Raw genomic sequence first — 11841 nt, 5'->3', positions numbered from 1 at the left:
TCAACAGAAACGTAATTTTTACCTGTGCGGAGTATTAACGGCATGAACCTGCCTCGAATTATCCCGCTTGTCCTGATTATGCTGGCCGGATATTCCTTCAGTGCACAGGCAATCCCGGAGTTTGCCCGGACCTATGAGCTGAGTTGCTCCGCCTGCCACTCGGCATTTCCGAAGCTCAATGCTTTTGGCGAGCACTTTGCCGCCAGCAATTACAAGTTGCCGAATTGGCGCGAGAAAACGCTCGATCTCGGCGATTCGCGCCTGGCGCTGCCTGATCATGTTCCCCTGGCGATTCGCGCCCAAGCGTATATCCAGGGACGTTCGGCCGAGTTTATCGACACGCTCAGTGGCGAGACGATTGATGCCAACAGCGACTTTCAGTCCCCCTATCTGGTCAAGTTGTTGTCGAGTGCGCCGTTGAGCGAGCACCTGACTTATTACTTCTATGGAATTTTCGCCGAGAAGGGCGAAAACGGCACAGTGATCATCGAGGACGCCTGGATTCGCTACGACGATGTCTTCTGTACCAAGGTCGGCTTTCAACTGGGGCAATTTCAGGTCTCCGACCTGATGTTCCCGCGGGAACTGCGTTTGACCTTTCAGGACTACATGGTCTACCGCATGGCCAACATCACCTATGAGCGCGGCATGCTGCTGGACCGGGATTTCGGTCCCTTCTCGCTGGGACTGGGCCTGGTCAACGGCAATGGCATCGAGGAGAGCTTTAACATCAACAGTCCCGGTTACCGTCGCCCGGATCGCCTGTTCGACAATAACAACTCCAAGAGTCTGTTCGGCCGCCTTGGTGCCGAGATAGGACCGGTGACCGTTGGGCTCTTCGGCCTCACCGGCAAGCAGCACACCGCCACCGGTCCGGCCGGACTGGAGATCGGCGACGGGGATTCCGATATTCGCGTGTCGGGTGTGGACTTCTCCGGTGAGATCGCCGGCAAGACGTCGTGGTTCGTCCAGTACCTGTGGAATCGCTGGGATGATTTCCTGCAGCCAGGCCCCGACAACGACTTCCCACAGCAGAGTGACGATTACGACTGGGGCGGCGGGTTCCTTGGCATCGACTATATCCCCAATGAAAAGTGGGCGCTCTCGGCACTCTACAATTACGCTGATGCCGGCGACCTGGACGACACCGATACTATTTACGAAGGCATCGACATCAATACGCTGACGCTGACGGCCTCCTACTACTTTATGCGCAATGCCAAGGGCATTATCGAGGTGAACTTCGATTTCCTCGACACGGAGGATCAGAGTGGACTCTATTACACCGGCCATTTAACGAGGGAAAATTACCTTCTGCTGGGATTCGATGTCGCTTTCTGACATTGCTAATGGCTGGTGTTCACTGTCATGACTGCCCGTTGGGAACATTTCAGTCACGAGGCAGATATGGGCCTGCGCGGCTACGGCGCAACGCAGGCGCAGGCCTTCGAACAAGTGGCACTGGCTCTGACCGCGACGGTTACCGACCTGCACCGGGTAAGGTCCAGTCAATGCGTAACCATCGAATGCGAGGGAGAAGATCGGGAACTGCTGCTGGTGGACTGGTTGAACGCACTGGTATTTGAAATGGCGACGCGCAGGATGTTGTTTTCGCGTTTCGAAGTGCGTTTCGTCGATCGGCGGCTGCTGGGCAAGGCCTGGGGTGAAGCGATCAACCGGGAGAGGCACAGCCCCGCGGTGGAAGTGAAGGGCGCGACTTACACGGCGCTGAAAGTGGCGCAACTGGCAAACGGCGAATGGCTGGCCCAGTGCGTGATCGATGTATGAGCGAATTGAGATGAGCGAAACATATCCTCTGCAGAGAGAATCCGAATTCAGCTGGCGCATAGAGCCGACGGGAAAGATGCGCGTTCCCGGCATTATCTACGCCGATGAGGAGCTGATTCGGGCCATGGACGACAAGGTGTTCGAGCAGCTGTGCAATGTCGCCGGCCTGCCGGGCATCGTGCAGGCGGCCTATGCCATGCCCGATGCGCACTGGGGCTACGGCTTTCCGATCGGCGGTGTGGCCGCCTTTGATGCCGACCAGGGCGGGGTGGTGTCCGCCGGCGGTGTCGGCTTTGATATTTCCTGCGGCGTGCGCGCGCTGCGCACGGGGCTCACCATCGATGAGATTGAACCGGTCAAGAAGCAGCTTGCAGACGCGCTGTTCAGGCAGATTCCCGTCGGTGTCGGCAGTACCGGCCGCATTCACCTGAATGACAAGGGTATGACTGCGATGCTGCGCGGCGGCGCGCGCTGGGCGGTGGAGCAGGGCTTTGGAGAAATGGAGGACCTGCAGCATATCGAGGAGAAGGGCTGCATGGCGGGGGCGGTGCCGGACGAAGTGTCCGCCCGCGCGCGCAAGCGGCAACAGGATGAGATGGGCACCTTGGGTTCCGGCAATCACTACCTGGAGGTGCAGCGCGTGGCGCAGATCTACGATCAGCGCATTGCCACCGCGTTCGGCTTGCGGGAAAACGACGTGATCGTGTTTATCCACTGCGGCTCCCGCGGCCTCGGGCACCAGATAGGCACCGAATTCCTGAAATATATGGTCCTGGCCGCCAGCCAGCACGGCATAGAGCTGCCGGACCGGGAACTGGCCTGCGCGCCGATCAATTCGGAACTGGGGCAGGCGTATCTCGGCGCCATGCGCGCGGGTATCAACTGCGCCCTCGCCAACCGGCAGATTATTACCCACCTGACGCGGCAGGTATTTGCCGACGTGCTGCCGAAGGCGGACTTAACTTTACTTTTCGACGTGTCCCACAATACCTGCAAGGTGGAAACGCACCTGGTCGACGGAAGAAAGCGCAAACTTTACGTGCATCGCAAGGGTGCCACCCGCGCCTTCGGCCCGGGTAATCCGGATCTCCCCGAGACGCTGCGCGCCATAGGGCAGCCGGTGCTGATCGGGGGGTCTATGGGCACCGAATCTCATATTCTCGCGGGCTCGGAAAAGGGCACCGAGCTGTCCTTCAATTCCGCCTGCCACGGCGCTGGTCGCGCCATGAGTCGCCACCAGGCCACCAAGTTGTGGAAGGGACGTTCGGTGGTGGATGAGTTGGCGGATCGCGGCATCATTATCCGCAGCCCGTCCATGCGCGGTGTGGCGGAAGAGGCACCCGGGGCCTACAAGGATGTGCGCGCGGTAGTGGATGCGGCGGAAAAGGCCGGTCTCGCCCACAAGGTTGCGCGGGTCGAGCCGCACGTCTGTATCAAGGGCTGACAGACGTCTTGGCGCCGGCTGCCGAATGAGTTCGACTAGTGACGGTCGGCGGTGACCGCCCGCTGCAGGAAGGCGCGGTTGATCGGGCTGTGGGGTTTCAGTGCCAGCCGCTCGTTGGCCAGTGCCTCGGCGAGATCTTTCATGCGCCCGCGTAACGCGGCTTCCGTCAGCGTCCAGTCGATAATGTCGCGCTGGGCATGGCTGCCGCCAAAGCTGTTGGCGATAAAGCGCGCGCTGTGCAGGTGCTCTACGGCTTTGCGGTAGTCGCCGCGCCAGAATGCGATGAAGCCTTCGATCAGCGGCAGCCCCGGATTCCAGGCCCAGTGCGCCACTTCGCTGTCGTTACTGCGGGCGGCGCGAATAGTGTTGGTAATCCTCTCCACTTCGCCATCGCGTCCGGCACCGAGAAAGGCCATCACCGCGTGCCAGTCGTTGAAAGGATAATGGCGGCCGTCAGCGTGTTGTTCCCAGGTCTTGGCCAGTTCCTGCCAACGATCGGATACGTCGCAGCCCCTTAGCGCCAGGCGCCACAACAGCGCCGAGGCGTCGACCAGATCCAGTGCCATGCTACTGCGTTGGCTGCGAATCGGTCCGTCGTAAATGGCCAGCGCCTGGTCATCCTGTTGCAGATCCAGGTAGTACAGCGCCTTGTGCCACCAGTTGTGCACGCGAAAGAAATTGTCGTCGCCGGCCCAGAACGGCTCGCGGGCTGCCATCCAGTCGATGCCATCTTCAGTGCGACCCTGCATTTCCATTACATGGGTTACCGCGTGATGGGCCCAGCAGTCGAAGGGCTGCAGTTCTGTCGCGCCCCGACCGTATTCCTCGGCGCGCCCGTAGTCGCCGCACTCCTCCAAACCGAAAGCATACATGCCGAGGAGGATGGAATAGCCGGGCAGCTCGGCTGACCAATGTGGAAGTATGCGGGAGATGCGGTCGCGCAGGTCGCGGGCACTGGCGCGATAAAAGTCCATCAGGTGACCGCACTGGATGCCGACCAGGTCGTGTGGATACTTGGCATTGTGACAGTCCAGCGTCACGGCGGCCCGGGTCCAGTTCCCGGCCATCAGTTCCATCAGCGCTGCGAGTTGGGACTCCGCCCGTTCGTCCAGCGCCATCGATTTGACGCGGACGGCGATTCTCTGTGCCTCGAGTGACGCAGCCGGTTCCGTTGCTGTAGCGTATAGATAGGCCTTGAAGATATGCGCTTGCGCGAATTCCGGCGCTGCCTGTATGGCCTGCTCCACTAACGCGAACGGATCGCCGCGATAGAGATTAAAGGCCTCCACGGCATCACAGTACAGCTCCGCGGCTTCGGCGGTGGCACCGGGTAGTGCGTTTCCCTGCCGGTCTGTCAGCACTGTTTAATCTTTTCCGCCCGCAGCAGCGGAGCTTGGTGCAGGCAGGCGGTGGCCCTCGAACCGTGCGAAGGTGCTGAAAACCTTGTCCTGCGGCACGGCTGCACTCGGCTTGTTGCCAATTTCAACCTTGAGGGTATAGCTGGCTGATGCGTTGTGGCGTGCCTCACCACGTATCAGGAACAGTTGCAAAGTGTAGATACCGTCTGCGGGCACTTCACCGGAAAAACTATTGCCCGAGACGGCGCCGATATACATGGCTTCGTCACCGGGATCATTGCCCGGTGCATAGATGTTGAAGAAGTTGCCAGCGTTGTCGGTGAACAGCGTGACACGGATAAGCTGGCCGGCCTTGGCGCGCAACTGGTAGTTCGTACTTTCGTTGCCGCTCAGGGTGCCACGAATGACAGAACTACTGACGCCGGGGCCGAAGAGTATGTCCGGCTTGCGCTTTTCCTCGGCGTGAAGTGGTGTGGAAAGGAATACGAGTCCCAATAAAATCCAGATTGCCGTAATTTGCATGGTACTTCCTCAAACTTTCGAATCGCACCTGGGCAGAGAGTGCGACGAGTAACTCAGTTGAGATGCAGTGGCCGGTGATCGCCAAGCAGATAACGAATCAGGTCCGATGTGTCGACGACCAGGAAAGTCCCGACGATGACCAGATAGCAAAACACATAGTATTTGAACGCCCCGGAGAAGGCGTCTCGGTGAAATTTGGCAAGTATCCAGAGAACTACCGGGAGCCAGAAAACCAGTTGTGGCACTCCCGGCAACCTGACGTAGCCGACCTTCGCGTACATCCAGTTCATTACCGCGCCAGCGGCCACGAAGGCGACAAGCAACGCGACAGCTTCCGGCCTTGCGCGCCAGCGGCCATCGCGGCGGGTTGGGATAAAAAAGATGGCGGCGATATTGGCTAGAAGCAGGGTGCGAGGCCAGCAGCGCAGCCGCTGGTGTTCCATGTCCGCGGCAGCTACGAGGTTGGCGGGCATGGCGTCGTTCAAGATGGCTACCTCCGGTTACTTCTTGAACAGTAAAGCATACGGAGAAGACATGTTGGGCGGCGATCAGGAATCCAGCGCCGCGGGATCTCAGCGCGTTACTTTTTGTTTCAGCGCGGCGGCAAACTGTTCCGGCCTGTCCGGCGTAACCACCAATGTGCGCTCCGGGTAGCGCAGCACAACCGCCCGGGCGGTATCGGTGGCAAAGGCCCGGTAGCGCCCCAATTTACTATTGCGGTACAGGCCAGTGAAAGCGAACAGTCCGCCGTTGCCGAACAGGCGAATGGAGGCTCCCATCGCCTCTGAATCGACCTCTACTTTCGCCAGGCCTTTCAGCGGGATGCGAGTATGCCAGCCGGGGCGGAGGATCAGCAGGCTGTCCCTTTCTATCCGGTAGCCGCGGATGGCGAACAATGCGCTCAATAGGAAGATTGCCGGGGGTAACAGTATGGCGATGTCATAGAGCCGGGACTCTGCTGCCGGCGCCTTGGCCAGCAGCAGGAATGGAATACCCAGCAGTATCGCTGTCGCCAGCACGGTGAGCCACTTCAGCTGGCGGCTCCAGGGCGCTTGAAATGTCATGGATGGCATACCTTGCTCGGGATCACGGGGCCGACGGGATTGCGCTCCATCATAACGCGGCCGTCGGATTGGCGGCAAAGTTTGCGGTGGTGCAAGGTTGGGCGGAAAAGCCAGTGAATCTGGCCGGAAAATCAGCGATGGATAACTTTACAATCGAGACGCTTTCGGAACAGTAATTGCGGCTACGGTGCTGGCATGGAAAAAATGACCGCCGATAACAAGAATCGCTCCGCCCTGGTGGTGGAGGGGGGCGCTATGCGCGGCATTTTCGCTGCAGGTGTGCTGGACGCATTTATTGAGTTGGAAAGTTTTCCCTTCGATTTCGCGATTGGTGTTTCGGCGGGATCGACCAACCTGATCAGCTACCTGGCCGGGGATCACGGGCGCAGTCGCAGAATCCTGCTGGATCACGCCCGCCGCGCGGATTTTATTGACTGGCGGCGCTATCTGAGAGGCGGGCACTTTTGCGATGTCGGTTGGTTGTGGCACGCCTCCTATGATGAAGTGCCACTGAACGTCCAGCGCTACCTGGACAATGCCGTACCCCTGTATGCAGTGACCACCAGTATCGACACCGGTGAAGCCCGCTACCTGGAGGTCACCGAAGAAAACATGCACGAGGTGTTCCCGGCCTCCTGCGCTATTCCGCTTTTTTATCGCGATTTTCCACGGGTCAATGGCGAGCCGATGACCGATGGCGGCCTGGCGGATTCCATTCCGGTGATCAGGGCCTATGAACAGGGAGCGCGCGACATCACTGTTGTGCTGTCGCGACCGCTGGGCTATCGCAAGCGGGTGAGCCCGACCCCGAAACTGATGAAGCAATTCTTCCACGATCACGCCCGTCTGTTTGAGGCGGTGCTCGATCGGGCCGAGCGCTACAATCGGGCGCTGGACTTTATCGAGTCTCCACCAGCGGATTGTCGGGTGACTGTCATTGCACCGCCCGCGGACTTCCCAGTTAAGCGGTTTACGCGCGAATTGGTGTTGCTCGAGCGCGGATATCAGTGTGGTCGGATGCTGGGGCTGGAGTACCTGCAAGGTAAAATGACACAGGGCGAAGTCACTGACTGAACCTGAGCCGGCTTGCCGCCGGTTCAGCGGTTTCTATTCAGTAACGGCAAGTGAAAGGCAGTAGTGGTTGAAAGTGCTTATTCGCTATTTATTCAAAGAACACCGAAAAACCAAAACCTGCCTGCCAATCGGCGCTGTTTGAATTGAGCCCGATATTCGAATACAGATCCAGTTGAACAGTTTCTGTCACCATCCGGGTGATCCCACCGCCAATGAGCATTTGGCTATTCCCTTCCACGTGTATGTAGTCCAGCTCGACATAGGCTCCGGTGCATGGACTGATGGTGGCACTGTAGGAAGGGGATATGGTAATGGTCGACTCACTATCGCTCTGGTCGATATTGAAATAGAGCGACAGCGAACGGTCTTCTTGCCGTTGCCATTCCAGCGAGGTGCCCAAACTGTAGATGGTGTCGTCCGGACTGAAAGGTGTATTGCCGGTATCGATGGTCGTGCCCCCTAGTACGGCCCAGGAGAGAGTGTCGCCCAGATCCGGCAGGGCATACTTGAGGCTGAAGCCGGTGCCACTGGCACCTTCGGTCTTTCGCGTCCGCTCCGGACCGGTCTCGCGCAGATAGTTGTAGGGAGAGTGGGAAATCTGCAGTTCGAGGTTGGGAAGCAGACCCGCACGTATCAACGCGTCCGCGCGGTAAAGGGTTTCGGTGACACCTGTACTTTTATCCCGGGACGCATCGGGCAATCCCTGTTCCCAGGCAAAGGTGCCGGCGGGCAGGGTAGTTACTGAGAAGCCGGTCCCCGGCCTGTCGAAGGCTGGTGTTTCGGCATTCACCGGGAAGGCGAGAAAAAATCCTGCTGACACGGTCGCTAAGCTGGATTGTCGCATTATGTGACCTTGCCGGTGTCTCTGCCGACAAATAAATCCAGCTTAGACAATATCTGCCTGCTGCCTAGCCCGGATATTGCACCAGGGGCCGCGATGATCGCGCTGAGATCAAGCGAGGGCGCGGCCAGCGGCGGCCGGTGACACTTTGTACGCTGCGGCTAACTCAAAATACTTAAGTAAAACCAATCGGTTAATTTAAATATCGAGCGGCCTGGTGCAATATCCGGGCTAGATCAGGTGCAGCGAGGCGTTGATCGTCAGCCCGAACAACATCAGCGTCGACAACACAAAAAGACCGAAACGCAATTCGATCTTGTTGAGCAGTGCCTGCAGCAGGCTGTGCAGCACTCGTGTCACAACATAGCCCCAGGCGAACAGCAGGTTCGCGCCATCGCCTTCGCCCATCAGTGCCAGGGCGAGTGCAACCGCATAAAAGAGAGTGGGCTGCTCCATCAGGTGATTGTAATTGTCTGCCTTCCAGCGCACAGCGGCGGGTAGGGTGCTCATCTGCTCGCCGCGGGGTGCCTGCGGATCCAGCTTCAACTGTGCTTGGCGAATGGCCGGCAGTCGGGTCGCGTACATCCACAGCCACATGACCAGCGACCAGGCGACCAGGGCAACGACCGGCGCCAGGATAGGACTTGGTGAGGGCATGGCAGAATCCTTTTATTGTTTTATTGATATTGGGGCTGACTAATTCTGCTTATCGCTATAGCACTAAGTCGATCAACAAGGTCAGCAGAACAGATACGGAAACAGCAGGCGCTTCTGCTCTTCGCTCAGTCCTTCAACCCGGCGGATGTTGTTTGCAGGTATGGACTCCGGATCCGGATAATTCTCCAGCGCACGCGCCAGGCTCGCTTCCCGCAACAGGTGCAGGATCGGATAGGGGGTGCGGTTGGTCAGGTTTTCGGCATCGTCGGGCCGGGTGCCGGCAAATTGGTAGTCCGGATGAAAGGTGGCGAGCTGATAGATGCCCGTGTATTCCTGGCGCTCTATCAACCACTCGGCCAGGTCGAGGAACTGGTTGAAATCGGCAAACTCCTGCAGGTGCTGCGGCACTATCAGCAGGGTGGTTTCCAGTTCCTCTACCGGGGTGTTGTCCAGCAGCCGAAACTCCTCCAGTAGTTCCGCCATCAGCGATTCATCGTCCCGCGCCTCGCTCACCTTGTAGCGGATCTGGCCGGCGCGCATGGGCTTGCGCGCAAAAGGGCACAGGTTCAGGCCAACCACCACATCCCGCAGCCACTGCTGTACCGAGTCGACGATTTCCTGATCCATCAATGCGGCCACTTACCACATCAGATCGTCGGGAATCTGGTAGTCCGCGTAGGGATCGTCTTCATCCACCGCGCTGCTGTCCACCGCGGTCTTGACGACGATGTCGGCATTGCGCTCGGCGATCTTGTCGGCAATCACCCGCGGCACCAGGTCAAACTGCTCGTCGAGGCCGACGATCACCAGTCTGCCCGCCACCAAATGGTCGCGAATGGCTTCAGTGACATAAATGGTTTTGATCTTTTTGTCGAAGGTAAAGTTGTAGGCAATGTCGCCGTTACCTTTCGACTGGCGGTTGCTCTGCACCAGTTGCTTGATCTGGGCAGCGATAGCCTTCTTCTGCGCGGCGGCATCGCGCTCGGCATTCAGGGCGCGGTCGCGGGCCGCCTTTTCGGCGCGGGACTGCTGGGCCGCAGCCTTGGCTTCATCGACGAGCGGCTGTGCGGATTTCTTCGCAACCTTCTGCTGCTTGCGCTTTTCCTTGCTGACCTGCTTGGCTTTTTTGCTGTCGACGAGACCGGCTTTCAGCAGTTGATCCTGCAGTGAACTCATGGCGGTTAATCCGGAGGTAGTGTCCCCGTGGGGAGTTGAACAGAGTTAAAGGCGCACTGTAACGGAAATCACCGCCGCGGGCAGCCCGCAGGCTGCCCGCGGCGGTGATTGGATGTCAGGGGCTATAGTAAGTCGCCGCGCCCGGGCCCACCGGCATGCCGAGTGCGAATACCCAGATAAAGAACAAGGCGGTCCAGCCGATAAAGAAAAAGATGGAGTAGGGGATCATGGTGGCAATCAGGGTACCCATGCCCAGGTCTTTCTTGTAGCGTGTGGCGAAGGACACGATCAGGCCGAAATAGCTCATCATCGGCGTGATGATATTGGTTACCGAATCGCCGATGCGGTAAGCGGCCTGGATCACTTCCGGCGCGTAGCCCAGCAGCATCAGCATGGGAACGAAGATGGGCGCGGTTACGGCCCACTGGGCCGAGGCGCTGCCCAGCGACAGATTCACAAAGCCGCACATCATGATGAAGAACAGGAATACCAGCGGGCCGGTGAGACCAATGCTCTGCAGCGCGTCGGCACCCAGCACCGCGAAGATGGTGCCCAGGTTGGTAATCTTGAAGAAGGCCACGAACTGCGCGGCGAAGAACACCAACACAATGTACATGCCCATGGTGCCCATGCTCTTGGACATCGCATTGATCACATCGCGATCGTTGCGCATGGTCCCGATCACACGACCGTAGACGAAGCCCGGCACGGCAAAAAAGACCACGATCAGCGCGACTATGCCCTTCAGGAAAGGCGAGCCGGCAACTTCACCCGTCGCCTGATTCCGCAGCACACCCCACTCGGGGACGATGGAAATCGCCAGTAGCGCGCAAACGCCAAGCACCGCCAGACCGGCGTATTTCAGGCCGCGTTTCTCGGCGGCAGTCAGCGCACCCATCTTGTCTTGGGACAGGTCGACGGCGGCTTCCTTCGGGTCGTACACGCCCAGCTTCGGCTCGACGATGGCGATGGTTACCCAGCTGCCGACGGCGGTGATTAGGAAGGTGCTGGCGATCATGAAGAACCAGTTCACCTCCGGACCGACGGTGTAGGTCGGGTCAATCATATGGGCGGCGGATTCGGTGATGCCGGACAGCAGCGGATCCACGGTTCCCAGCAGCAGGTTGGCGCTGTAGCCACCGGAGACCCCGGCGAAGGCCGCGGCCAGACCCGCCAGCGGGTGGCGGCCGAGGGAGTGGAAGATCATCGCCGCCAGCGGAATCAGCACCACGTAGCCCAGCTCAGAGGCGGTGTTGGACAGGATGCCGGCGAAGACCACGATAACGGTCACGGTGCGCTTGGATGCCTGCATCACCAGGCCGCGCACAGCCGCGCTTAGCAGCCCCGAGTGTTCGGCCACGCCGACGCCGAGCAGTGCCACCAGCACTGTGCCCAGCGGCGCAAAGCCGGTGAAATTGGTCACCAAACTGGTGACGATGATCCGCAATCCCTCGCCGCTGAACAGGTTGAATACCTCGATCACGCCGTCCGGCGCGCGGCCGGCGGCCCCCAGCGGGCGCGGATCCGCCACGGCCAGGCCGAAATAAGAGGCAATACCACTGATGATCACGACACCGATGGCGAACATGGCAAACAGGGTGATCGGGTGAGGCAGCAGATTGCCGAGCCACTCTACGGTATCCAGGAAGCGCGTGAAGCCCTTCCTCTGCTCGGCCGGCACCTGTGACTGTTCGCTGGGAGAGGCGCTTGTCGTCATCAATCTTTCCTATAGCGTCGTTCTTGTATTGGCCAGCCGCACTGTGTCCGGGCCAGCCGTTAATGGATGTTTTGGTTAAAAAATGCGCTAAAGGGTGGGGATGATACACAAAAAGGCCAGGCTACTGAATGGTTGCCTGACGTCGGTTCTAATTTGGACTGTGACTGCGGCCAGTGTATTCGTCTGGGTTACAGCGGTGT

Annotated in this window: 13 protein-coding genes; 4 read left to right on the top strand and 9 right to left on the bottom strand. The window is 59.2% G+C overall.

All coding sequences use genetic code 11. The features are described 5' to 3' along the window. The first annotated feature begins 42 nt into the window (after positions 1–42). The 3 genes from BUC36_RS03470 to BUC36_RS03460 are packed head-to-tail and all read left to right on the top strand — an operon-like array spanning position 43 to position 3232. Positions 43–1341 carry a hypothetical protein gene (locus BUC36_RS03470; RefSeq protein WP_073271468.1) on the top strand — a complete coding sequence of 433 codons (1299 nt, stop codon included), beginning with the start codon at positions 43–45 and terminating at the stop codon, positions 1339–1341. A 27-nt stretch (positions 1342–1368) separates the two neighbouring features. Further along, entirely contained in the window at positions 1369–1788 is a 420-nt protein-coding gene (locus BUC36_RS03465) for an archease (RefSeq protein WP_073271466.1), read from the top strand. Positions 1789–1798: 10 nt separating this feature from the next. Then, positions 1799–3232 (top strand): RtcB family protein, encoded by a 1434-nt coding sequence (locus BUC36_RS03460; RefSeq protein WP_073274514.1) that lies wholly within the window; start codon positions 1799–1801, stop codon positions 3230–3232. A gap of 35 nt (positions 3233–3267) precedes the next feature. On the opposite strand, the gene BUC36_RS03455 is transcribed toward BUC36_RS03460, so the two are convergent. The 4 genes from BUC36_RS03455 to BUC36_RS03440 all read right to left on the bottom strand — a co-directional run bounded on the left by BUC36_RS03455 (position 3268) and on the right by BUC36_RS03440 (position 6176). Beyond that, complete coding sequence (locus tag BUC36_RS03455) at positions 3268–4593, bottom strand: tetratricopeptide repeat protein (RefSeq protein WP_073271464.1); 1326 nt, start codon at positions 4591–4593, stop codon at positions 3268–3270. A 3-nt stretch (positions 4594–4596) separates the two neighbouring features. Then, positions 4597–5112 (bottom strand): hypothetical protein, encoded by a 516-nt coding sequence (locus BUC36_RS03450; RefSeq protein ID WP_073271462.1) that lies wholly within the window; start codon positions 5110–5112, stop codon positions 4597–4599. 53 nt (positions 5113–5165) lie between these two features. Next, positions 5166–5597, bottom strand: coding sequence for a hypothetical protein (locus BUC36_RS03445; protein WP_143186868.1), 432 nt, complete (start codon positions 5595–5597; stop codon positions 5166–5168). Positions 5598–5684: 87 nt separating this feature from the next. Beyond that, positions 5685–6176, bottom strand: a complete 492-nt coding sequence (locus BUC36_RS03440; RefSeq protein WP_234994876.1) for a PH domain-containing protein — start codon at positions 6174–6176, stop codon at positions 5685–5687. A 195-nt stretch (positions 6177–6371) separates the two neighbouring features. Between BUC36_RS03440 and BUC36_RS03435 the strand changes: the two genes are divergently transcribed. Beyond that, entirely contained in the window at positions 6372–7250 is an 879-nt protein-coding gene (locus BUC36_RS03435) for a patatin-like phospholipase family protein (RefSeq protein WP_200797175.1), read from the top strand. A gap of 88 nt (positions 7251–7338) precedes the next feature. Here the strand turns inward: BUC36_RS03435 and BUC36_RS03430 are convergent, their stop codons facing one another. From BUC36_RS03430 to BUC36_RS03410, 5 genes are all read right to left on the bottom strand, one after another. Further along, positions 7339–8094 carry a transporter gene (locus BUC36_RS03430; RefSeq protein WP_073271454.1) on the bottom strand — a complete coding sequence of 252 codons (756 nt, stop codon included), beginning with the start codon at positions 8092–8094 and terminating at the stop codon, positions 7339–7341. A gap of 228 nt (positions 8095–8322) precedes the next feature. Continuing rightward, the gene (locus BUC36_RS03425; RefSeq protein WP_073271452.1) at positions 8323–8748 is read right to left on the bottom strand and encodes an MAPEG family protein; all 426 of its coding nucleotides are present in this window, start codon (positions 8746–8748) and stop codon (positions 8323–8325) included. A gap of 81 nt (positions 8749–8829) precedes the next feature. Beyond that, the gene (locus tag BUC36_RS03420; protein ID WP_073274510.1) at positions 8830–9375 is read right to left on the bottom strand and encodes a DUF1415 domain-containing protein; all 546 of its coding nucleotides are present in this window, start codon (positions 9373–9375) and stop codon (positions 8830–8832) included. A gap of 12 nt (positions 9376–9387) precedes the next feature. Continuing rightward, positions 9388–9924: a DUF2058 domain-containing protein gene (locus tag BUC36_RS03415; RefSeq protein WP_073271450.1), complete on the bottom strand. Its 537-nt coding sequence runs from the start codon at positions 9922–9924 to the stop codon at positions 9388–9390. A 115-nt stretch (positions 9925–10039) separates the two neighbouring features. Beyond that, a complete protein-coding gene (locus tag BUC36_RS03410; protein ID WP_073271447.1) occupies positions 10040–11641 on the bottom strand; it encodes an AbgT family transporter in 1602 nt (533 codons plus the stop codon). Between the last annotated feature and the right edge of the window lie 200 nt (positions 11642–11841).

It is taken from the genome of Microbulbifer donghaiensis (genome assembly GCF_900129095.1).
Lineage (GTDB): Bacteria > Pseudomonadota > Gammaproteobacteria > Pseudomonadales > Cellvibrionaceae > Microbulbifer > Microbulbifer donghaiensis.
Note: the sequence above shows the minus strand (reverse complement) of the source record. Positions and strands in the feature narration are given on the sequence as shown.